Source organism: Methylobacterium sp. A52T (assembly GCF_053346095.1).
In genome coordinates, this window is record NZ_JBKFBI010000020.1 from 1 (window position 1) to 22,935 (window position 22,935).

A 22,935-nucleotide genomic window follows, 5' to 3' on the forward strand; every position below is an offset into this window, starting at 1 on the left:
CGCCCCCCGCCTGCCCCTGCCGCCCGATCTCGTGAATGGTCGTGCCGAGCCCCCCGGCGGCGGCGGCCACCGTGCTGACATTCGTGGCCGCCTGCTCGGCCGCCGCCGCGACCGTGGTCGACTGGTCGGCCGTCTCGGCCGCGGCGAAGCTCATGCGCGCGGCCGTGGATTCGAGCTCGCTCGCCGCCGACGAGACGGCCCGCACCACGCCGCCGACCGCCGCCTGGAAGCCGTCCGCCATCTCGACCATCGCGACCTTGCGTTGCGCATCGAGGGCGGCACGGGCCTGCGCCGCCTCGGCTTCGAGGGTCGCGGCTCGGACGAGGCCGTCGCGGAAGACCCGGACCGAATCGGCCATGGCGCCGATCTCGTCACCGCGGCCGACTCCGGGCACTTCGGTCCGGAGGTCGTTCGCGGCCATCCGGGTCATCGCGGCCGTGATGGCGCGGACCGGCTTGGCGATGCCGATCTGCAGGAGCGCCAGACCGACCAGCCCGATGCCGGCCATCAGGCCGAGGCCGATCAGGCTCGCCGACCGCGTCGCCGCGATGGCCGCCGCCGCGGCCTGAGCCCGGCCGTTCATCAGCGCGCGCTCCGTGTCGGCGATCTCGGCCGTCTTGGCGCGGATCTCGTCCATGATCGCCTTGCCGACGCCCGAGATCATGATCCGGCGCGCCTCTTCCCGGGTCGCGGCATCGCGCATCAGGGCGATCTCGCGATCCGCGAACGTGCTGCCCCAGCGCTCGGCCAGGGACTTCAGGTCCGCCAGGCGTGCCTGCTGCGCGGGGTTGTCCGCCACCAGCCGCCGCATCTCCGACCAGGCCGCCGCGAAGGCCTCACGCCCGGCCGTCTCGGGCTCGAGGAAGCGCGGCTCCGCGGCGATCAGGTAGCCGCGCAGGCCGGTCTCCCGGTTCACCATCGCGAGGCTCATCCGCTCGACCTGCGCCAGCACCGCCTGCGTGTGCTCGATCCGGTCCTGGGCCTCCCGGATATCGCCGATGTTCCGCAAGGTTATGCCAGCCACGACCAATGTAACGATGAGCATCGCGCCCATCACAAGGGCGATCTTGATGCTGATCCTGTAGTCGGACATACGAAATGACATGTCTCGGGCTCTCCCCGCGGCGAATGAGTCGTCGCCTCATCACCTGCGCCCTGCCCGTAGACGCTTCATCGGCGTTTATGAAGAGAAATTTTTATTAACTCTGAGCCGGGCTAAGACTCATTCGCGCGACATCATTTCCTTTCACCGAACTGCGGGCCCATCCTCTGATAAATCCGACAACTGCCGGCAGATATCGACAGAACGAAATCTTGAGATCAATTATCCGCACGTGGCCCGAAGGGCCCATCACTGATACGCCTGCTGCAGGTCGACCGTGCAATCCCGGCCGATCCGCTCGTAGTTCTCGGCGAGCCAGGCCTGCGCGGCGGCGCGGCCCTTGTCGCGCAGGCGCTTGAACACGGTCCAGCGCGCGTCGAGCTTGGAGGCGGCGTTGTAGTCCTCGAGGGCGTCGGTGCCGTCGATCCGGTGCACGAGGACCCGGCGGTACTGGCCCTGGCCGAGGGTGCCCTCCTCGATCAGCCCGTCGAGGAAGTCGATCGCCCGCAATTCGCGCATCAGATTCGCGTTGAACGTGATCTCGTTGAGCCGGTCACGGATCTCGGCCTCCGTGCGCGGGGTCTCGCGCCGCTCCACGGGGTTGATCTGCACGAGCAGGATGTCGCGGGTCTGGGCGCCGCGGTGCAGGGGGTAGAGCGGCGGGTTGCCGAGGTAGCCGCCGTCCCAGTAGGGCACGCCGTCGATCTCCACCGCCTGGAAGACCGTGGGCAGGCAGGCCGAGGCCATCAGGTGGTCGACGGTCAGGTGCTCGCGCTCGAACACCGCCAGCTTGCCGGTCCAGACGTTGGTCGCCGAGACGAACAGGCCCGCCGTGTCGGCCTCGCGGAGGCGGTCGAAATCGACCTGCTCGGCGAGCGCCTTGCGCAGCGGATTGATGTTGAGCGGGTTCGACACGTAGGGGCTCGGCGCCAGCATCTTGGCCCAGAACTCGGCCACCGGGTTGCCCTTCCACAGGCTGAACAGGCCGCTCACGAGGTTGCGCTGAGCCGGCCCCAGGTCGCCGTCGAGGCTGACCTCGCGCCAGAACCGCTCCAGACCCTCGCGAGCGCCGTCCGGGCCGCCCTTCAGCCAGCCATCCACCAGGACGACGGCGTTCATCGCCCCGGCGCTCGCCCCCGTCACCGCCTCGAAGCCGAGGCGGCCGTCCTCGATGAGCGCGTCGAGCACGCCCCAGGTGAAGGCGCCGTGCGCGCCGCCGCCCTGAAGGGCGAGCGCCACCGGCTTCTCGAACTTGGGCCCGGCGAGCGCCGGACCCGGCGCCTGCGCCGGCTGCGCCTCGATCGCGTCCGTGACGGGCGATTCGGGAACGGCGGTGGCGGGGTTGTGCGGCTCGGCGCCACCGAATTGTTCGCTCATGTCGGCCTCCTGATCCACCGTACAGATGGGATGCTGCAATGCAGCATCAACCGTGCGACGGGATCGCGGCGGGGCGCCTGCCCCGCGCCGGCACCTGTCCCGGCCCGAGCGAATCGGCAACAGAGTCCGACGAAAACTGGCCGGCGACGGCGGCGGGTGCCTCCGGGACGTGCAGGAAACTCGACATCCGCGCCCGGATACGACATGACAGCCGCGATGCTGTCCTGCGCGATGCTGCCCCGCGCGGCGCCGGGTTGACGCGGCGCCGGGTCATCCGCAGCTAACCCGCGGCAGCCCCGAAGTTCCGGCGAGGCGTGTCCCCGGGACCGGCCCGGCAGCCGTCACGGCTCCGGCACCCGCGAGGCGCGCCCGCGAAAGTCCACGATGGAAGTCATGGAAGCCACCCGTTCCGAGAACCCCGCCGATAACCCGCTGGCCGGCGGCGGACCGGAGATCGCCGGCCCCGCCCCGCGCCACCGCACCGTCGGCGTCACGGTCGGCGAGGGCGAGGGCGCGGTCACCGTCGGCGGCGGCGCCCCGATCGTCGTCCAGTCGATGACCAACACCGACACGGCCGACATCGACGCCACCGTGGCGCAGGTCGCCCAGCTCGCCCGGGTCGGCTCGGAGCTCGTGCGCATCACGGTCGACCGCGACGAGGCCGCCGCCGCGGTGCCGAAGATCCGCGAGCGCCTCGACCGGATCGGCGTCCACGTGCCGCTGGTGGGCGATTTCCACTACATCGGCCACAAGCTGCTCGCCGACCACCCGGCCTGCGCCGAGGCCCTGGCCAAGTACCGGATCAACCCCGGCAATGTCGGCTTCAAGGACAAGAAGGACACGCAGTTCTCGGCGATCATCGAGCAGGCGATCAAGCACAACAAGACCGTGCGGATCGGCGCCAACTGGGGCTCGCTGGACGGCGAGCTGCTCACCCACCTGATGGACGAGAACGCCAAGGCGCCGCGGCCGATCGACGCCCGGGCGGTGATGCGCGAAGCGATGGTCCGCTCGGCGATCAGCTCGGCCGACCGCGCCGTGGAGCTCGGCCTGCCGCAGAACAAGATCATCCTCTCGGCCAAGGTCTCGGCGGTTCAGGACCTGATCGCCGTCTACCGCGAGGTGGCGCGCCGCTCGGACTACGCCATCCATCTCGGCCTCACCGAGGCCGGCATGGGCTCGAAGGGCCTCGTGGCCGCCTCGGCCGCCATCGGCGTGCTGCTCCAGGAGGGGATCGGCGACACGATCCGGTACTCGCTGACCCCCGAGCCCGGCGGCGACCGGACCGTCGAGGTCAAGGCGAGCCAGGAACTCCTGCAGACCATGGGGTTCCGCACCTTCGTGCCGATGGTGGCGGCGTGCCCGGGCTGCGGCCGCACGACCTCGACCACGTTCCAGGAACTCGCCCGCGACATCCAGAACTGGATCGTCACCTCGATGCCGGAGTGGAAGAAGACCTATCCGGGCGTCGAGGGGCTGAACGTCGCCGTGATGGGCTGCATCGTGAACGGCCCGGGCGAATCGAAGCACGCCGATATCGGCATCTCGCTGCCCGGCACCGGCGAGACGCCGACCGCGCCGGTCTTCATCGACGGCAAGAAGGCGATGACGCTCCGCGGCCCGACGCTGGCCAAGGACTTCGAGACGATCGTGATCGACTACATCGAGCGCCGATTCGGCCAGGGCGGGAACCGCACCGCCGCCGAGTGACGGGCAGGCCGACGCACACGTCCCGCGAGACGGAGACCGCGTCGCCCCCCGCCGTCGGTCCGGGCGCCGCGCGTCCCGTCGACGTTGGCGGGGCGGCCCGCCGTGCCGAGACCCAGCTCCGCGTTCTTCGCGGGTGCACACGGTTTCCGGGCGCACGAGGGCATGATAGCAAGGCCGCACGATCCCGCGAGCGGTCGGCCCGGTGGCCGGCCCGCACGGTTCGGCGGAGTCTTCGCGTTTTCTGCCCGGCCCCGACTGGCCCCTGAGCCGAACCGCGAAGCGCCGGCCACGCCCGAGCTTCCGACATCCGCATGAGCCAAACCTTCGCACCCGGCGTAGCCCCCCAGCCCGCGCCCGCAGCCCCCGACGCCGCGCGCGCGGCCGCCCAGGCCGCCGACGAGACCGGCGCCCCGGTGCCGACGCACGGGCCGGCCACCGCCGGCAGCCTCGACGCCCCCGAGAAGGCCGAGACCCAGCACGGCCATGCCGGGTTCTGGACGCTGCTGGTCGGCTCCGTCGGCGTCGTCTACGGCGATATCGGCACCAGCCCGCTCTACGCGTTCCGCGAGGCGCTGGTCCCGGCCCGGACCGACGGCATCCTGCTGCCCGAGGAGGTGATCGGCACCGTGTCGCTGATCCTCTGGGCCCTCTTCATGATCGTGACGGTCAAGTACGTCGCGATCCTGCTGCGCATGGACAACAACGGCGAGGGCGGCATCCTCTCGCTGATGGCGCTGGCCCGGAAGGCGCTCGGCGGCTCGCGCATCGTGTTCATGCTGGGGCTCCTCGGCGCCTCGCTGTTCTACGGCGACGCGGTGATCACGCCGGCGATCTCGGTCCTCTCGGCGGTGGAGGGCCTGAAGCTCGTCACGCCCGCCCTCGACGAGTACGTCCTGCCGATCACCGTGGTGATCATCGTCGCGCTGTTCCTCGTGCAGAACCGCGGGACCGGGAAGGTGGCGGCCTTCTTCGGGCCGGTGACCGTCGTGTGGTTCCTCGCCATGGCGCTCGCGGCGCTGCCGCACATCACCCTGCACCCGGAGGTGTTCCGCGCGCTCAATCCCTGGCACGCCGTGCACTACCTGCTCGGCCACGGCAGCGGCGCGCTGATCGCCCTGGGGGCGGTGTTCCTGGCGGTGACCGGGGCCGAGGCCCTGTTCGCCGATCTCGGCCATTTCGGCCGCAAGCCGATCCAGGTGGCCTGGATATGCCTCGTCTTCCCGGCGCTGGCCCTCAACTATCTCGGGCAGGCGGCCCTGGTGCTGGAGAAGCCCGACACGGCCGATCCGTTCTTCCAGCTCGTGCCCGCCTGGGGCCTGCTGCCGATGGTGGTGCTCGCCACGATCGCCACCGTGGTGGCGAGCCAGGCGGTGATCACCGGCGCCTTCTCGCTGTCCCGGCAGGCGATCCAGCTCGGCCTGCTGCCGCGGCTGGAGATCCGCCACACCTCCGAGTCGCATGCCGGCCAGATCTACCTGCCGCAGATCAACGCCCTGCTGATGTTCGGCGTCGTGCTGCTCGCCGTGCTGTTCAAGACCTCGTCGTCGCTGGCCTCGGCCTACGGCATCGCGGTGACCGGCACGATGCTGCTCACCGCCTCGCTGACCTTCCTGGTGATGTGGCGCATGTGGAAGTGGTCGCCGGTCGCGGCGGCCGCCGTGATGCTGCCCTTCATCGTCCTCGAGTTCCTGTTCCTGCTCTCCAACCTGATCAAGGTCGTCGAGGGCGGCTACGTGCCCCTGCTGCTCGCGGGCGGCCTCATCATCCTGATGTGGACCTGGGTGCGCGGGGTGACGATCCTGTTCAACAAGACCCGCAAGACCGACGTGCCGCTGGTCGAGCTGGTCGGCATGCTGGAGAAGAGCCCGCCCCACCACGTGCGCGGCACCGCGGTGTTCCTGACGAGCGATCCCGAGATCGCCCCGGCGGCGCTCCTGCACAACCTCAAGCACAACAAGGTGCTGCACGAGAAGAACGTGATCCTCACCGTCGAGACGGTGGACACGCCCCGCTCGAACGAGGCCGACAAGGTGCGGATCGAGCCGGTGGGCCCGCATTTCTACAAGGTCGTGATGAAGTTCGGCTACATGGAGACGCCGAACATCCCGAAGACGCTGGTGCTGCTGCGCCGCCAGGGCTTCAAGTTCGACATCATGGCGACGTCGTTCTTCCTGTCGCGCCGCTCGATCCGGCCGGCGGCGCATTCCGGCATGCCGCTCTGGCAGGACCGGATCTTCATCACCCTCGCCAAGAACGCCAACGACGCCACGGACTTCTTCCAGATCCCGACCGGGCGCGTGGTGGAGGTCGGGACGCAGGTGACGGTCTGAAGGCCGCGCCGCCATGGTCATCGGCGCGCGCGTCCTGACGATCCGGAGCCCGGACGCGGATATTTCCGTCCCGGCCCGGCTCTGCGCGCCCGAATACGCCGATGGGCATTGGATCTGCCGCTATACGATCGGTTGGCCCGAGCATCCGTGGGACAGCTTCGGAGCCGGCGTCGATGCGTTGCAGGCGCTCCATCTGACGATGCAGAAGATCGGCATCGACCTCTACAGTAGCGCGGCCCACAAGGCCGGCAGCCTGATGTGGGAGAAGCCTGCGGATGGATACGGCTTTCCCATCCCGAAGAATGGCCGCGATCTGCTGATCGGCCTGGACAAGGTCTTCGAGGGGTGACGCAGGTAACGGTGTTTCTGCCGCTGGTGTAGATCAGCGCCCGGGATTATCTACGCTCGGCATCTAGGGCGAGCCCGCATGCCGATCAACGTCAATAATCCCGAAGCCGATGCGCTGACGCGCCGCTTCGCCGCGATAGCGGGCATCGGCACCCCCGAGGCGATCGAGCGCAGACACCTGGTGGAGACGCCGCGGGAGACTGCGGCCCGGTTGCGTGCGCAGCACGGGATCACGCTCAGCGATAGCGCCCGGGAGCCTCTGCCGCGGGAGGTCTACGACGCCCTGCAGGGCAGCCGCTGCGATCCGTGAATACGTGTGGAGACAGCCACACGTCGTCCTTTTTCCCGGGCGCATGGAGCGGCAGCGGAATGCGACCCGGGACCCAGCACAGGACGTCGCGAAGCGTCATTCCAGTTCAACTTGTGCCGCTTGCGCGGCAGGTCCTCGTGCTGGATCCCGGATCAGGTTCCGCTTCGCTCCACCTGTCCGGGAAACGGCTCCGCGCTTCATGAACCCAATGCGGTGACAGACCGCAACGACACGCCGTGATGGCGCTAACCTCATGTGCGCCGCCGCACGCGGCATGCCCTGAACGCAGCCGGCGCGGGATGACCAACAACATCCCCACGTTGCGCCGCTCCCTCAGCCTGCCTTAGAATATTTATTATTCTGAGCTTGAGCGTTCGCCCCGCGGCTTATCCGCACCGGGGAACGTGAGCCGGCTAAGCCGGCCGAGGCCCCCGGCCCGGCTCGGACCCGACTGATCGCCGCTCCGGCGCCGCCAGACAGGACGCAACGATGATCAAACTCACCGTGAACGGGGCTGCGCGCAGCTTCGACGGCGACCCCGACATGCCGCTGCTGTGGTACCTGCGGGACGAGCTCGGGCTCACCGGCACCAAGTTCGGCTGCGGCGTGTCGCTCTGCGGGGCCTGCACCATCCATCTCGGCGGCGCGGCGACCCGCGCCTGCATCACGCCGGTCTCGGCGGCCGCCGGCCAGGAGGTCGTGACCATCGAGGGTCTGTCGCCGGACGGCAACCACCCCGTGCAGGTGGCGTGGCGCGACCAGAACGTCGCCCAGTGCGGCTTCTGCCAGTGCGGCCAGATCATGCAGGCGGCCGCCCTCCTCAAGGACACGCCGAAGCCCACCGACGACGACATCGACACGACGATGAGCGGCAACATCTGCCGCTGCGGCACCTACCCGCGCATCCGCGCCGCGATCCATCAGGCCGCCGGTCAGACGGCGCCCGCCAGCAAGGGAGAGCGCCTGTGATCCACGACGCCAAGCTCACCGCTGAGCTCGCCGCCGGCACTACGCCGGCCCTCGACAATGTCAGCCGCCGCGGCATCCTCGGCGGCGCCGGCGCCCTGGTTCTGGCCCTCTCGCTGCGCCCGGCCCGGGCCGACGAGACCCAGACCAAGGAGCAGAAGGAGCAGAAGTTCGGCGCCGACGGCATGCCGCACGGCTGGCGCGACGACCCGAAGGTCTTCGTCGCCATCGCGCCGGACGGCACCGTCACGGTGACCAACCACCGCTCCGACATGGGTCAGGGCATCCGCACCTCGGTGGCCTTCACGGTCGCCGACGAGCTGGAGGCCGACTGGGCGAAGGTGAAGGTCATCCAAGCCTGGGGCGACGAGACCCGCTTCGGCAACCAGGACACCGACGGCTCGCGCTCGACCCGCCACTTCTTCCAGCACTTCCGCCACGCCGGCGCCGCCGCGCGGCTGATGCTGATCCAGGCGGCAGCCAAGCAGTGGGGCGTGCCGGCCTCCGAGGTGACGGCCGTCAACCACACGCTGACCCACGCCAAGTCGGGCCGCACCCTCGGCTACGGCGCGGTCGCCAAGGCCGCCGGCGAGCTGCCGGTGCCCACCGACGTCAAGCTGAAGGACCCCAAGGACTTCCGCTACATCGGCACCGGCAAGATCGGTCTGATCGACAATGTCGACATCACCACCGGCAAGGCGGTCTACGGTCTCGACACCAAGCTCGACGGGATGCTTTACGCCGTCGTCGCGCGCCCGGCCGTCTACGGCGGCACGGTGAAGTCCTTCGACGACAGCGAGGCCAAGAAGGTCCCGGGCGTCGTGAAAATCTTCAAGATCGACGCTACCCCGATCCCCTCGGAGTTCATGCCGCTCGGCGGCGTCGCCGTGGTGGCCAAGAACACCTGGGCGGCCCTGAAGGCCCGGGACGCGCTCAAGATCACCTGGGACGACGGCCCGAACGCCGGCTACGACACCGACGCGTTCCGCAAGGAGCTGGAGGCCGCCGCGCGCAAGCCCGGCAAGGTCGTGCGCACGCAGGGCGACGTCGACGGCGCCATGGCCAAGGCCAAGACCAAGGTCCAGGCCGAGTACTTCGTGCCCCACCTCGCCCAGGCCCCCATGGAGCCCCCGGCGGCGGTGGCCCGGGTGAGGGACGGGTTCTGCGAGGCCTGGGCCTGCGTCCAGGGTCCGCAGGCCGCCAACGACCGCCTGATGAAGGCGCTCAAGCTGCCCGACGACAAGGTCAAGGTGAACGTCACGCTGCTTGGCGGCGGCTTCGGCCGCAAGTCGAAGCCCGATTACGTGGTCGAGGCGGCGCTCTGCTCGCAGGCCGTCGACGGCGCGCCGGTGAAGCTCGCCTGGACCCGCGAGGACGACCTCCACCACGGCTTCTACCACACGATCTCGGTGGAGCGGCTGGAGGCCGGCCTCGACGACAAGGGCATGCCGGTGGCGTGGCTGCACCGCTCGGTGGCGCCGACGATCGGCTCGATCTTCGCACCCGACCCGAAGCACGAGCTGCCGTTCGAGCTCGGGATGGGGCTGGTCAACACGCCGCTCGACATCCCGAACATGCGGCTGGAGAACCCCGAGGCCGCCGCGCATGCCCGCATCGGCTGGTTCCGCTCGGTGTCGAACATCCCGCACGCCTTCGCGATCCAGTCCTTCGTGTCGGAGCTGGCGCACGCCGCCGGCCGCGAGCCGAAGGAGTACCTGCTCGCGCTCATCGGACCCGATCGCAAGATCAGCCCGACCGAGATCGGCGACGTCTGGAACTACGGCGAGGACCCGAAGCGCTACCCGATCGAGACCGGCCGCCTGCGCGGCGTGATCGAGGCGGCCGCCAAGGGCGCGGGCTGGGGTCGCCAGATGCCCAAGGGCACCGGCCTCGGCATCGCCGGCCACTACAGCTTCGTCACCTACACGGCGGTGGCGGCCGAGGTGGAGGTCGACGACAAAGGCCAGGTCCAGGTGAAGGCGATCGACATCGCGGTCGATTGCGGCCCGCAGGTGAACCCGGAGCGCATCCGCTCGCAGATGGAGGGCGCCGTGGTCATGGGGATGGGGCTCGCCCTGACCTCCGAGATCACCTTCAAGCAGGGCCGGGCGGTCCAGAACAACTTCGACGGCTACGAGGTCCTCCGGATCGACGCCGCCCCGAAGGCGGTCCGCGTGCACCTCGTGCCGACCGGCCGCTGGGACGGTCCGCTCGGCGGCGTCGGCGAGCCCGGCGTGCCGCCGGTGGCGCCGGCCATCGCCAACGCGATCTTCGCGGCCACCGGCCGGCGGGTCCGGCAATTGCCGATCCGCGATCAGCTGAGCGCCTGAACCGTCACCCGTCGCGAGGCGTTGGGGCCGTGGGGAGACCCGCGGCCCCATTCTCTTGGAAAGTACTCGACCCGATGATGCGTCCCGCCCTGACGGCCTGCCTGACCCTGATCCTGACGGCGGCTCCCGCCCTCGCCTCGCCCTGCGGCGACCGGATCGAGGGCGTCTCCAAGCGGGTCCAGTCCGAGCTGACCCAGTCGATCTCCGCCTCGACCAGCGGCCAGGGCAACGCCGCCAAGCGCGGCGGCGAGGGCGTCACCGGCACGGAGGGCCAGCGGGCGAACGAGTCGCCGCAGGCGCCGCCGGAGAAGTCGGCCCAGGCCGGCCAGGGCGCGGACGCCGCCCAGCAGGCGAAGGTCGCCCTGGAGGAGGCGCGCACGGCGGATTCGAAGGGCGATGCGAAGGGCTGCGAGGCCGCCCTGTCCCGCGCCGAGCAGCAGCTGAAGAAGGCGCCTTGAGGGGCTGATCCGCTTTCCGGTTGTCCGCGTCGGTCCCACCGTCTTTGCGAGCGGAGCGAAGCAATCCAGGGTCGCGCCAGGCCTTTTGAGGTCGCGCTGCCCTGGGTCACTGCGCTTCGCTCGTGATGACGGAGAGCGTAAGACCCGGGGGGGGCCTTCGTCATGTCCGAGCCGGCCCGTCACGGTAGGCTCAGGGCCGGCCGCGAGCGCGATTCCATCCGCGTGACGTCCCTACGGGGAGAGCCCCGTCACCGCCCCAGCGCGCTGATCTCGATCACGAATTTCCGCCGCAGCGCCCGCGAGAAGTCGCCGTAGCCGGCGGCTGCCAGCAGGAACGCCCCCGGGCCGCCGATGACGTTCGCGCGGTACCACTGCTCCAGGCTCGTGCGCGCCTGCGGCAGCGGGGTCGGGAGCAGGCCGTAGCCGGGCGCCCGGTAGGCCCCGGCCCCGACCACGTCGTTCTCGCCCGGCACCAGGATCGGCAGGCCGTTGACCGTCGCGCCGGTGTCGAGCAGCGACCGGTGCGCCTCCGCGAGGCTGTCGGCGTCGGTGCAGTTGTCGATCCCGTCGCCGGAAACGTCGACCACCACGCGCTCGGCCGGGACCGAGAGCGCCGGGAGCACGGCGGCGGTCACGGTGCGGAACATCTGGCCGAGGCAGGTGAACTCGCCGGCCTGGCGCGGCGTCGCCCGCACCAGGGCCGCGGCCGCCGCGGCGTCGGCCCGGCCGGCGATCCGCCGCCAGCCGACCGCGAGGGTCGCGCGGTCCGCCCAGGTGACCATCGCGAACAGGATCCCGCCCGGATTGCCGGTGATCGCGCCGAGGACCGACGGATCCTCCAGGGCCTCGGCGATGCCCTCCATCTGCAGCCGGAAGCGCGCGTCGTCGACGGATTGCGACACGTCCACGGAGACGACCAGCGCGGTGGCGACGCTCTCGGGCGCGGCCTGAACGGGCTCGGGTGTAGCGGGCGCGAGCCCGAGGAGCAGGAGGCCGGCGCCCCGCAGCACGCCGCGGCGGATCCGTCGCGAACCCGTCCGCATCATCGGCCTCGGCGCTCCCGGAAGGCGCGGCCCTGCGGCCGTCGCGCATCCGTTAGGCCACGTTTCGGCGTCGCGCGAAACCGGCCTTTCGGGGGGCCTGCCGCGCGGACCCGCCCGTCGGACCGACGCGCCGCGGGGCAGGCCCGGATGCGCGTCGGCAGGGTGTGGTTCGGGCGCTGGGCCCGGCCCCGGTGAGGAAGGTTCGCTCCGGCGGCGGTAGCCCGCTCATCTCGGAGGTTGCCCGTCCTCCGGCCCCGTCCCTGGGCCGGCCGCGGGGTCGTCGAGGGCGGCCTCGGCCGCCCCGGAAACTGCCTCAGGCCGCCGCGGCGGCGAGGGCGTGCGGGTTGCCGTTCAGGCCGGCGCAGAGATCGTCGATCTCGGCGAGGTCCAGCGCCTCGCCGGCCCGGCCGGCGATGGTGTCGATCAGGTGATCCTGACGGGGGTCGAACGGATGACCCTGCATCCGGTAGAACTGGTAATAGCGCAGTGCCGCCAGGACGGTGTCACGCTCGCGGTCGGTTACGGTGAAGTGCTGCATGGGTAGTTGCTTCCCCTTGTGGCTTCAACGAACGCTCGGGTAGGCCGCGACGCCGATCCCGAGCTTGACTGTTGTAACCCGTGGGCAACTGCCCGACCAGTTCTTGACAGCTCGCGCCGATGTGATTCGCGTCATTTAAGATTTTGATCCTGGCCCGGTCCGGCGGATCACGGGCCGAGAAACCCTGTTCGCGCAAAGGGTTGGCGAGCCCGACGGCGAACGCCGCGCGGTCGGCCCCGTCCGCGGCCGGTCCCGAATCCCCGCCGCCGGCCCGTCGCCGCGCTAGAGGCCGAGCTCGTCGAGGTAGCGCGGCAGCGCGACGCTCGCCGGCCCGTAACGCGCGTCGTCGAACGCGTCGGCATTGTCGGACGGCTCCAGGTTGATCTCGCAGGTCGGGATGCCGAGGGCGCGGGCCTGCCGCACGTAGCCGGCCGCCGGGTAGACCGCCCCAGACGTGCCCACGGCCACGAACAGGTCGGCCCCGGAGAGCGCCGCCTCGATCGCGTCAAGGTGCATCGGCATCTCGCCGAACCAGACCACGTCCGGCCGCATCCGGCCCGACGCACCGCAGGCGGGGCAGCTGTCCGCGCGGCTCAGGTCGGCGCGCCGCGGCGTGACCGCGCCGCAGGCGCAGCAGCGCGCCTTGAGCAGCTCGCCGTGCATGTGGGTGACCGCCCGCGAGCCGGCCCGCTCGTGCAGGTCGTCGACGTTCTGGGTGCACAGGAACAGCCGCCCGCCCCGGTCGGCGATCCGCGCCTCGGCCCGCGCCAGAGCGAAGTGCGCGGCGTTCGGCTCGGCCGCGACCACGCCGCGGCGGCGATGGTCGTAGAAGTCGAGCACCGTGTCGGGATCGGCCGCGTAGGCTTCCGGGGTGGCGAGCTTCATCGGGTCGAACCGCGCCCAGAGGCCGCCGCGGTCGCGGAACGTGCCGAGCCCACTCTCGGCCGAGACGCCGGCCCCGGTGAGCACGAAGATCGTCTTGGGATGGTCGCTCACGCGCGGCTCCTGTTCGCCCGGGAATGGCCGGATATGTCCGCTCGTTGGCGGTGCGATTTCTTTCCCGCCGGATCTCCCCGGTGAATGCTGCGGCTCGCTTCACCGAGCGGGAGACACGAAATGTCCGATGTTGCGCTGCTGGTCATCGATGTCCAGGAATCCTTCCGGCACAGGCCCTTCTGGAACGACGTCGATGTCCCGCCCTTCACCGCACGCCTGCAGGCGCTCATCGACGGCGCCACCGCGCGGCGGATCCCGGTCCTGCAGATCTTCCACGTGGCCGAGAGCGGCCCGTTCGCCATCGCCTCCGGCCAAGTCCGCACCCTCGAGCCGGTCGTGATCGCGCCGACGGCCACGTTCCACAAGCGCCGGCACAGCGCCCTGGTCGATAGCGGCCTGTCGGGCTGGCTGACGCAGCACGGCATCCGCCGGCTGATCGTGTCGGGCATCCGGACCGAGCAGTGCTGCGAGACCACGACCCGCCACGCCTCCGACAGCGGCTGGCAGGTCGACTACGTGACCGAGGCCACCCTGACCTTCGCCATGACCCACCCGGACGGCCGCCGCTTCGGCGCGGACGAGATCAAGGCCCGCACCGAGCTGGTGCTGACCGACCGGTTCGCCCGGATCGCCACGGTGGACCAGGCGCTGGCCGGCCCGGACCTGCCGGTCGCCGCGTGAGCGGGGCGGCGCGGCACATCCCGGTCCTCGTGGTCCTGCCGCCGCGCGCGCTGCTGCTCGACCTCGCCGGCCCGCTGGAGGTCCTGCGGATCGCCGGCACCGTCCAGGACCGGGTCGGCTTCGCGGTGGCGTACGCGGCGCCGCGGGCGCTCACCCGCTGCTCGATCGGGCTCGACCTGGGCGGGGCCGGAGGGCTGCCGGCGACGGTGGCCGACGGAACGGTCGTGCTCCTGCCGGGCTCCGCGACGCGGGTGCTCGGCGACGCGCCCGACGCGGCGGTCGACGCCGACGCGGAGGCCGAGATCGTCGCGTGGCTGCGCGGCGTCGTCCGGCCGGGCCACATCGTGGCGACCGTCTGCGAGGGCGCGCTGCTCGCGGCGCGGGCCGGCCTCCTCGACGGCTACGCCTGCACCACCCACCATGCCAGCTGCGACCGGCTGAGGGCGGCGGCCCCCGGGGCCCGGGTCCTGGACAACCGCCTGTTCGTGCAGGACCGCGACCGGTTCAGCAGCGCCGGCGTCACGGCCGGCATCGACCTGATGCTGCACCTCGTGGCCGAGTGGGCGGGCCCGGCGACGGCGGTCGCCGTCGCGCGGACGCTCGTCGTGTACATGCGGCGCGGGCCCGAAGATCCCCAGCTCTCGCCCTGGCTCGAGGGGCGCAGCCACCTGCACCCGGCGGTGCACCGGGCCCAGGACGCGATCGCCGCCGACCCGGCCCGGGACTGGTCCCCGGCGCTGCTCGGCCGGGTCGCGGGCGCGAGCCCGCGCAACCTCGCGCGGCTGTTCCGGCTCCACGCGGGCATGACCGTGACGGACGCGGTCAACCGGTCCCGCGTCGCGCTGGCCCGGGACCTGATCACGCAGAGCGACCTCGGCCTGGAGCGGGTCGCCGAGCGCGCCGGCTTCGGCTCTGCCCGGCACATGCGCCGCGTGTGGCGGCAGTTCCACCCGGCGGCGCCGTCGCGCCTGCGCGCCGGACCCGCGGACGGGGCGTCCGCGCCGGACCGCCCGCGGCCTCCGGCGAGACAACCGTCCTTGCGAGCAGAGCGAAGCAATCCAGGGTAGCGCTCCGCTTACCGGCGTCGCGCGACCCTGGGTCACTTCGCTGCGCTCGTGATGACGGGGGGAGCGACGACAGCCGAAGATCTCGGCCGGAACCGTGGTTCCGCGCATGGCGCGGCCCGCTGGACCCGCCCGGCCGCCTGTGACCTCCTGCGGTTCCGACCGCGCCCGCCCGAATCGGCGCGGACCGTGCATCGGCCCGGCGCGCCCGACGGCGCGGAGGAGTGAGCGGCATGCCCGAATTCGACCTTGCCATCCGGGGCGGCACGGTGGTCACGGCGAGCGACACGGTCCGGGCCGATATCGGCGTGCGCGGCGGCCGCATCGTCGCGGTCGCCGAGGGCATCGCCGACGCCGCCCGGGTGATCGACGCCTCCGGCCTGCTGGTCCTGCCCGGCGGCATCGACAGCCACGTCCACATCGCCCAGGATTCCGGCCCCGGCATCGTCATGGCCGACGACTTCGCCAGCGCCACCCGGGCGGCGGCGGCCGGCGGCACCACCTGCGTGATGCCCTTCGCGCTCCAGCCCCGGGGCGCCTCGCTGCGCGGCGCCGTCGACGCCTACCGGGCCAGGGCCGAGGGCCAGTGCCACGTCGACGTGGCGATCCACATGATCATCTCGGACCCGACCGAGGCGGTGCTCGGCCAGGAGCTGCCGGCTCTGGTGGCCGACGGCTACACCTCGTTCAAGGTCTTCATGACCTACGACGACCTCGTCCTGAACGATCGCCAGCTCCTCGACGTGTTCCACGTCGCGCGCCGGCAGGGCGCCCGTGTCATGGTCCACGCCGAGGGCTACGACGCGATCCGCTACCTCAGCGAGCGGCTGGAGCGGGCGGGCGAGACCGGACCCTACGGCCACGCCCTGTCGCGCCCCGAGATCGTCGAGCGGGAGGCGGCCCACCGGGCGATCAGCCACGCGGAGCTGATCGACCTGCCGATCGTGATCGTGCACGTCTCAGGCCGCGAGGCCACCGAGCAGATCGCCTGGGCGCAGGCGCGGGGCCTGAAGATCCGGGCCGAGACCTGCCCGCAATACCTGACGCTGACCGCCGAGGACATGAAGGGGCTCGGTCAGGAGGATCTCATGGCGGGGGCGAAGTACGTCTGCTCGCCGCCGACGCGGGACGTCGAGAGCCAGGAGGCGGTCTGGTCGGGGATCCGCCGCGGGATCTTCGACGTGGTCTCGTCCGACCATTGCCCGTTCCGCTACGACGACCCGCAGGGCAAGCTGAACCCGCGGGGTAAGACCTCCTTCCGCTGGATCCCGAACGGCATCCCCGGCATCGAGACGCGGCTGCCGGTGTTCTTCTCGGAGGGCGTCTCGAAGGGGCGGATCAGCCTCAACCAGTTCGCCGCGCTCACCGCCACGAACCACGCCAAGCTGTACGGGCTCTACCCGCGCAAGGGCTCGATCGCCCCGGGCTTCGACGCCGACCTGACCCTGTGGGACCCGAACCGGCGCGAGACCATCCGCCAGGCGAACCTGCACCACGGCTCCGACTACACGCCGTGGGAAGGCTTCGACGTCACCGGCTGGCCGGTCATGACCATCGCGGGCGGGCAGGTCATCGCCGAGGACGGCCGGGTCCTGTCCGAGCCGGGGCGCGGGCGGGTGCTCGACCGGGCCGTCGATCCGGCCGAGCGGCGGGGCGCCTGAGGCCGACGCTGGCCCGCCGCTTGCCTGCAACCTCCGGGGGGAGCACCGCATGGATGTCGAGCTGATAGGCCTGACCAAGCGCTACGGCGCGGCCATTGCGGTGGACGGCATCGACCTGAAGGTGCCGTCCGGCGCCTATTGCTGCCTGCTCGGCCCCTCCGGCTGCGGCAAGACCACGACGCTGCGGATGATCGGCGGCCACGAGCGCGCCAGCGCCGGCGACGTGGTGATCGGCCCGAAGGCGGTCGGCGACGCGGCCCCGGCCGCGCGCGGCACCGCCATGATGTTCCAGAGCTACGCGCTGTTCCCGCATCTCGACGCGCGCGACAACGTCGCCTTCAGCCTCAAGATGCGCGGCGTCGGCAGGGCGGAGCGCCGCGCCAAGGCGATGGCGATGCTCGACCTCGTGCAGATGGGCCACCTCGCCGGGCGCCTGCCGGCCCAGCTCTCGGGCGGCCAGCAGCAGCGCGTGGCCCTCGCCCGGGCCCTCGTCACCGGCCCGAAGGTGCTGCTGCTCGACGAGCCGCTCTCGGCCCTCGACCCGTTCCTGCGGGTGCGGATGCGGGTGGAGCTGAAGCGGATCCAGACCGAGCTGGGGCTCACCTTCATCCACGTCACGCACAGCCAGGAGGAGGCGATGGCGCTCTCCGACCTCGTGGTGGTGATGAATGCCGGCCGGATCGAGCAGGCCGCCGACCCGCGCACCGTGTTCGAGCGCCCGGCCACCGCCTTCGTGGCCCGGTTCATCGGCGGCCACAACGTGATCCGGCTGCCCGACGGGCTCGTGGCCGTGCGGGCCGACCGGATGCGGCTCGGCGCCGAGGCCGGCCCCGGCGCGCTGCCGGCCCGGGTGGTGGCGGTCGAGTACCAGGGCACCAGCGTCCATGTCGGCCTCGACGCCGACGGGCTGGAGCGGACGCCGGAGAGCCCCGCCGCCCTCACGGCGATCCTCAGCGACGCGGATTTCGCGAGCCGCCCGCTCCGCCTCGGCGACACGATTCCGGTCGGCTGGGACGCGGCCGCCGCCCACCACCTCGACGCGTAACAGGACGGAGACGACGATGGACCTTTCCCCGAGCCGCCGCACGCTCCTGAAGGGCGCCGCCGCGCTCGCCGCGACGCCGGTGACCGGCTTCCCGGCGGTGCACGCCGCCGAGCCCGTGACCCTGCGCTACCTCGGCACCGCGGTGAACCAGTCCGCCGACATCGCCCGGAAGGTGAAGGAGGATCTCGGCCTCACCATCGAGTACATCCCCGTGGTCACCGACGAGGTGACCAAGCGCGCGGTCACCCAGCCGAACTCCTTCGACCTGATCGACACCGAGTATTTCAGCCTCAAGAAGATCCTGCCCGCCGGCAACCTGCAGGGCATGGACGCCAAGCGGATCAAGCTCGCCGACAAGATCTCTTCCGTTTTCACGAAGGGGGAAGTGGCGGGCAAGAAGATCGGCGAGCAGGGCACGGCGCCCAGGAAGGTCTTCTACCTGGAGGGCATCGACTCCAAAAAATTTGCCGGCGAACAGACTCAGTGGATCTCGCTGATCCCCACCGTCTACAACGCCGACACGCTGGGCATCCGGCCGGACCTGATCAAGGTGCCCGTCACGAGCTGGAAGGAACTCCTGAACCCGGCCTTCAAGGGCAAGGCCTCGATCCTCAACATCCCGTCGATCGGCATCATGGACGCCGCCATGGTGGTGGAGGCGACCGGCGACTACACCTACGGCGACAAGGGCAACATGACGAAGCCCGAGATCGACCGCACCATCAAGGTGCTGATCGAGGCCAAGCGCGCCGGCCAGTTCCGCGCCTTCTGGCAGGACTTCAACGAGTCCGTGAACCTGATGGCCTCGGGCGAGACGGTGATCCAGTCGATGTGGTCGCCCGCCGTCACCAAGGTGCGGGCGCAGGGCGTGCCCTGCACCTACCAGCCGCTGAAGGAGGGCTACCGGGCCTGGGCCTCGGGCTTCGGCATCCCCAAGACCCTGAGCGGCAGGAAGCTCGACGCGGCCTACGACTTCATCAACTGGTTCCTGTCCGGCTGGGCCGGGGCGTACCTCAACCGGCAGGGCTACTACTCGGCCGTGCTGGAGACCGCCCAAGCGAACATGCAGCCCTACGAGTGGGCCTTCTGGATGGAGGGCAAGCCCGCCGAGAAGGATATCCTCGGCCCCGACGGCACCCTGATCGAGAAGGCCGGCGCCACCCGCGACGGCGGCTCCTTCGACGCGCGGATGGGCGCCGTCGCCTGCTGGAACGCCGTGATGGACGAGAACACCTACATGGTGCGCAAGTGGAACGAGTTCATCGCGGCGTGAGGGCGGTGGGCGCCCGCTGCAAGCGACCGAAGAGTCCCATCCTGCGCGGCCACGCGGCGGCTGAATGGAACGCGGGTCCCCTCTCCCGTGCGGGAGAGGGACAGGGTGAGGGATGCGACCTCTCCGGAAAGACCGGGTCCCTCACCCCAACCCTCTCCCGCACGGGAGAGGGCGCGCGTCGCGCCTCGCAGGAGCCGATGTGTGAACGTCGGAGCCCGCAGAGGGAGTGTGGAGCGCCGGCACGCGTGGGGCGAACTCGATGACCGATCTCGCCCTGCCCGCCGCCGCGACCGCCGAGCGGACCGGGGCGCCCGCCGTCGCGGCGCGCCCGCGCGGCCGCGCCCTCGCCTACCTCCAGGCCGCGCCGCTGGCCCTCGTCTTCCTGGTCTTCCTGGTGGTGCCGCTGGTGCTCACCGGGATCGTCTCGCTCTGGGAATACAACGAGTACGAGATCATCCCGGCGCTCACCCTGCAGAACTACGCCGACGTGTTCGACGGCTGCCTGTCGGCCGACCTCTGCACGACCGTGCGCACCTACCTGTCGACGGTGAAGTTCGTCGTGCTGACGCTGGCGATCACCCTGCCGCTCGGCTTCGCGATCGCCTACTTCCTGGCCTTCCACGTCCGCTCGGGGACGGTGCGGATGGGCCTGTTCCTGCTCTGCACGATCCCGTTCTGGACCTCGAACGTGATCCGCATGATCTCGTGGATCCCGCTGCTCGGCCGCAACGGCCTCGTCAACGACACGCTGCGCACCCTCGGGCTGATCCGCGAGCCGATCGAGGGCCTGCTCTACTCCGACTTCGCGGTGGTCCTGGCCTTCGTGCACCTCGACACAGTGTTCATGATCGTGCCGATCTTCAACAGCCTCGCGCGCATCGACCGGCGGCTGATCGAGGCGGCGCGCGATGGCGGCGCGTCCGGCGCGCAGATCCTCTGGAACGTGATCCTGCCGCTCGCCAAGCCCGGCATCGCCATCGGGACGATCTTCGTGACGACCCTGGTGATGGGCGACTTCGTCACCGTCGGCGTCATGGGCGGCCAGCAGATCGCCAGCGTCGGCAAGGTAATCCAGGTGCAGATGTCCTACCTGCAATTCCCGGCCGCCGCCGCCAACGCCGTGGTGCTGCTCGCCGCCGTGCTGCTGATGATCCTCGGGCTCACCCGGATGATCGACCTCCGGCGGGAGCTGTAGCGATGGACCAGCCCCGCGGCCGCGCCTTCTACCTGCTGGCGGCGGTCTTCGCCCTCTACGTCCTGTTCCTCTACGGGCCGACGCTGACCATCCTGGCGCTGAGCTTCCAGGGGCCCTCCGGCGGCCTGACCTTCCCGATGAACGGCGTCTCGACCCACTGGTTCGCCAAGTTGTGGGAAGGCGTCGGCGTGATCGACATCTGGGCGGCGCTGCGGCGCTCGCTGGGCCTCGGCCTCGTGGTCATGGCGCTCACCGTGGGGATCGCGTTCTACGCGGGCCTCGCGTTCCGGAAGGGCTTTCGCGGCGCCGGCCTCGTCTTCGCCCTGGCGGTGTCGAGCCTGATCGTGCCCTCGATCGTGGTCTCGCTGGGCATCGGCCTAGAATTCCGGCTCCTCGACGACGCCGTCAAGGCGATGGCCGCCGCCACCGGCTGGGGGTTCCTGCAGGACCACGGCACGCTGATGGGCCTCTACAGCTCGGCGCTGGGCGCGCACCTCACCTGGACCCTGCCCTTCGGCCTGCTGATCATGTTCGCGGTGTTCAACCGGTTCGACCCGGCCTACGAGGAGGCCGCCCGCGACCTGGGCGCCAGCGGCCCGCAGACGCTCCGGCACGTGGTGGTGCCGATCCTCGCGCCCGCGCTCGTCGGCGTCGCGCTGTTCGGCTTCACCCTGTCGTTCGACGAGCTCGCCCGCACCAGCCAGGCGATCGGCGGCCGCAACACCCTGCCGCTGGAGCTGCAGGGCCTGACCACCACGGTGACGACGCCGGAGATCTACGCCCTCGGCACGGTCACCACGGCCGTCTCGGCGCTGGTGATCGGGACCGCGCTCGGCCTGACCCTGTGGCTGCAGAAGCGCCGTGCGCGGCGGGCGCTAGCGGGGTTGCCGTAGACCGCTTCCCCTCTCATCCTGCACGCGTGCGAGTCTACGGGGTTCGCGTGTGTGGCCTGCCGGTTCCGTTGCAGTCACGATTCTCGATTACGGACGCGGAAATACGGTCCTGATCGAGATCGAGACGCCCGTCGGGCGGCTGCAGGCAGTCGGCGAACTGGAGCAGATCGGCCAAACATTGTATTTTCGTCGCGCCCACATCCAGGGGCTGCACAGGGGTGCTCTCGGGCGGATTGGGCTCAACGCGATCGGTGCGGCGATCCTGAGAGAGGCTGAAGTCGATGCGATCGTCATTGAAGGAGGCGCTCGAACGACGGGAGCAGGGCCGAAGCGAGGACGCCGACCGCCGCCCTTCCGGTATCCCCGTTGAACTCGTGCTTCAGGCCTCGAGCCCGATCGAGCAACCCGTCAGCCTCGTGCGGGCGCTGATCAGCTTCGGCCTGGACTTGCGGGACGCGCACGACACCGTCGACCGCCTCGCGAGCGGCGAGCAAATCTCTGTCACCCTGCACCTGATGCCGGAGAGCGGCTCGCCCTTCGCACTGCGCCATTTCGGTGTGGCCGCGTCCGCGCCTCAGGCGGACGGTGCGTCGACGATTCCCAGGGATGTGCTGGGCGCGATCGATGCGTGGCGCCTGTCGAGGCCGGAGCGCCCGAGTCGAGAGGAGGCGATCGGCATCATCCTTCGCCGCGGCCTCGCGGCCGCGTAGGGGCCCCACTCCGACATTGCCAATCCACCCCCGCCCGTGTATGCGCACGGCGCGCCCCCGAGACACCCTTGGAGGCAGGGGCGCGCCGGGAAGGTTGTGGCCGTCCGCCAGGGGCGGCCTTTTCGTTTTCCGGCTCCAGCAATCGTAAAGGATCACGCCATGAGCGCTGTGAAGACGCTTGAGGCCGTGGCACGCGACCGGGTCGGCAAGGGGGCCGCCCGGGCCGTTCGTCGCCAGGGCCAGATTCCCGCCGTCATCTACGGGGGTGGCCAGCCGCCGCAATCGATCGCGGTCGACCTCATCCGCACCCGCACCCTGATCTACGCCGGCGGCTTCAAGACCACGCTGTTCGAGATCAACGCCGGCGGCAAGAAGGTCCGCGCGATCCCGCGCGACTTCCAGCTCGACCCGGTGACCGGCGTGCCGCTGCACGTCGACTTCCTGCGCGTCGTCTCGGGCCAGACCGTCACGGTCGAGGTGCCGGTGCACTTCGTCAACGAGGACGCTGCCCCCGGCATCAAGAAGCTCGGCGGCACCCTCAACATCGTGGCCCACACGCTGAGCCTCGACGTCGCCCCCGACCAGATCCCGGACGCGATCGAGGTCGACCTGACCGGCCGCGCGATCGGCGACGTCATCCACGTCTCCGACATCAAGATCCCGGCCGGCACCTACACCGGCGAGGCGACCGACCCGGTGGCCAACATCGTGCCGCCGACCGTGCTGGGCGCCGAGGTGGAGGCCGAGGAGGCCGCCATCGCCGAGGCGCAGTCGGCCGAGGCCGCCGAGGAGAAGGCCGAAGCCGACGCCGAGGCCGCCGAGGACGAGAAGAAGGACGGCGAGGAGGCCTGAGCCTCGTCGCCACCCGTCACGCGACGCGAGAGCCCCGGCCCTGCCGGGGCTCT

At 70.8% G+C, this 22,935-nt stretch carries 21 protein-coding genes; 16 read left to right on the forward strand and 5 right to left on the reverse strand.

What is annotated here, in order from left to right; all coding sequences use genetic code 11:
• The coding region (locus ACLBYE_RS07345) for a CHASE3 domain-containing protein (protein WP_447693653.1) at positions 1 to 1,105 on the reverse strand (1,105 nt) is incomplete at its 3' end.
• A gap of 246 nt (positions 1,106 to 1,351) precedes the next feature.
• Positions 1,352 to 2,479 carry a patatin-like phospholipase family protein gene (locus tag ACLBYE_RS07350; RefSeq protein ID WP_447693654.1) on the reverse strand — a complete coding sequence of 376 codons (1,128 nt, stop codon included), beginning with the start codon at positions 2,477 to 2,479 and terminating at the stop codon, positions 1,352 to 1,354.
• Positions 2,480 to 2,863: 384 nt separating this feature from the next.
• Between ACLBYE_RS07350 and ispG the strand changes: the two genes are divergently transcribed.
• From ispG to ACLBYE_RS07385, 7 genes are all read left to right on the forward strand, one after another.
• Positions 2,864 to 4,189, forward strand: a complete 1,326-nt coding sequence (gene ispG / locus ACLBYE_RS07355; protein WP_026605032.1) for a flavodoxin-dependent (E)-4-hydroxy-3-methylbut-2-enyl-diphosphate synthase — start codon at positions 2,864 to 2,866, stop codon at positions 4,187 to 4,189.
• Positions 4,190 to 4,500: 311 nt separating this feature from the next.
• Entirely contained in the window at positions 4,501 to 6,519 is a 2,019-nt protein-coding gene (locus tag ACLBYE_RS07360; protein ID WP_447693655.1) for a potassium transporter Kup, read from the forward strand.
• Positions 6,520 to 6,532: 13 nt separating this feature from the next.
• Positions 6,533 to 6,868: a DUF6968 family protein gene (locus ACLBYE_RS07365; RefSeq protein WP_447693656.1), complete on the forward strand. Its 336-nt coding sequence runs from the start codon at positions 6,533 to 6,535 to the stop codon at positions 6,866 to 6,868.
• Between the two features lie 78 nt (positions 6,869 to 6,946).
• Entirely contained in the window at positions 6,947 to 7,177 is a 231-nt protein-coding gene (locus tag ACLBYE_RS07370; RefSeq protein WP_447693657.1) for a type II toxin-antitoxin system VapB family antitoxin, read from the forward strand.
• 489 nt (positions 7,178 to 7,666) lie between these two features.
• Complete coding sequence (locus tag ACLBYE_RS07375) at positions 7,667 to 8,146, forward strand: (2Fe-2S)-binding protein (protein ID WP_020093844.1); 480 nt, start codon at positions 7,667 to 7,669, stop codon at positions 8,144 to 8,146.
• On the forward strand, positions 8,143 to 10,473 hold the full coding sequence (locus ACLBYE_RS07380) for a molybdopterin cofactor-binding domain-containing protein (protein ID WP_447693658.1): 2,331 nt from the start codon (positions 8,143 to 8,145) through the stop codon (positions 10,471 to 10,473). The genes ACLBYE_RS07375 and ACLBYE_RS07380 overlap by 4 nt, the downstream gene beginning before the upstream one ends.
• 74 nt (positions 10,474 to 10,547) lie before the next feature.
• Positions 10,548 to 10,931, forward strand: coding sequence for a hypothetical protein (locus ACLBYE_RS07385; protein WP_447693659.1), 384 nt, complete (start codon positions 10,548 to 10,550; stop codon positions 10,929 to 10,931).
• Positions 10,932 to 11,179: 248 nt separating this feature from the next.
• On the opposite strand, the gene ACLBYE_RS07390 is transcribed toward ACLBYE_RS07385, so the two are convergent.
• The 3 genes from ACLBYE_RS07390 to ACLBYE_RS07400 form a co-directional block, all read right to left on the reverse strand.
• Entirely contained in the window at positions 11,180 to 11,974 is a 795-nt protein-coding gene (locus ACLBYE_RS07390; protein ID WP_447693695.1) for a DUF1194 domain-containing protein, read from the reverse strand.
• A 313-nt stretch (positions 11,975 to 12,287) separates the two neighbouring features.
• On the reverse strand, positions 12,288 to 12,512 hold the full coding sequence (locus tag ACLBYE_RS07395) for a hypothetical protein (RefSeq protein ID WP_012320868.1): 225 nt from the start codon (positions 12,510 to 12,512) through the stop codon (positions 12,288 to 12,290).
• A 282-nt stretch (positions 12,513 to 12,794) separates the two neighbouring features.
• Positions 12,795 to 13,508: an SIR2 family NAD-dependent protein deacylase gene (locus ACLBYE_RS07400; protein WP_447693660.1), complete on the reverse strand. Its 714-nt coding sequence runs from the start codon at positions 13,506 to 13,508 to the stop codon at positions 12,795 to 12,797.
• 120 nt (positions 13,509 to 13,628) lie between these two features.
• Between ACLBYE_RS07400 and ACLBYE_RS07405 the strand changes: the two genes are divergently transcribed.
• From ACLBYE_RS07405 to ACLBYE_RS07445, 9 genes are all read left to right on the forward strand, one after another.
• Positions 13,629 to 14,189, forward strand: coding sequence for an isochorismatase family protein (locus ACLBYE_RS07405; protein WP_447693661.1), 561 nt, complete (start codon positions 13,629 to 13,631; stop codon positions 14,187 to 14,189).
• Positions 14,186 to 15,256: a GlxA family transcriptional regulator gene (locus ACLBYE_RS07410; protein WP_447693662.1), complete on the forward strand. Its 1,071-nt coding sequence runs from the start codon at positions 14,186 to 14,188 to the stop codon at positions 15,254 to 15,256. The genes ACLBYE_RS07405 and ACLBYE_RS07410 overlap by 4 nt, the downstream gene beginning before the upstream one ends.
• Positions 15,257 to 15,486: 230 nt before the next feature.
• A complete protein-coding gene (gene hydA / locus ACLBYE_RS07415) occupies positions 15,487 to 16,914 on the forward strand; it encodes a dihydropyrimidinase (RefSeq protein WP_447693663.1) in 1,428 nt (475 codons plus the stop codon).
• Positions 16,915 to 16,963: 49 nt separating this feature from the next.
• On the forward strand, positions 16,964 to 17,959 hold the full coding sequence (locus ACLBYE_RS07420) for an ABC transporter ATP-binding protein (protein ID WP_447693664.1): 996 nt from the start codon (positions 16,964 to 16,966) through the stop codon (positions 17,957 to 17,959).
• A 16-nt stretch (positions 17,960 to 17,975) separates the two neighbouring features.
• Entirely contained in the window at positions 17,976 to 19,232 is a 1,257-nt protein-coding gene (locus ACLBYE_RS07425) for an ABC transporter substrate-binding protein (protein ID WP_447693665.1), read from the forward strand.
• Between the two features lie 259 nt (positions 19,233 to 19,491).
• Positions 19,492 to 20,427, forward strand: coding sequence for an ABC transporter permease (locus tag ACLBYE_RS07430; RefSeq protein ID WP_447693666.1), 936 nt, complete (start codon positions 19,492 to 19,494; stop codon positions 20,425 to 20,427).
• 2 nt (positions 20,428 to 20,429) lie between these two features.
• Entirely contained in the window at positions 20,430 to 21,320 is an 891-nt protein-coding gene (locus ACLBYE_RS07435) for an ABC transporter permease (RefSeq protein ID WP_447693667.1), read from the forward strand.
• Positions 21,321 to 21,613: 293 nt separating this feature from the next.
• Positions 21,614 to 22,030 (forward strand): hypothetical protein, encoded by a 417-nt coding sequence (locus ACLBYE_RS07440; RefSeq protein WP_447693668.1) that lies wholly within the window; start codon positions 21,614 to 21,616, stop codon positions 22,028 to 22,030.
• A gap of 159 nt (positions 22,031 to 22,189) precedes the next feature.
• Positions 22,190 to 22,882 (forward strand): 50S ribosomal protein L25/general stress protein Ctc, encoded by a 693-nt coding sequence (locus ACLBYE_RS07445; RefSeq protein ID WP_447693669.1) that lies wholly within the window; start codon positions 22,190 to 22,192, stop codon positions 22,880 to 22,882.
• The last annotated feature ends 53 nt before the right edge of the window (positions 22,883 to 22,935 follow it).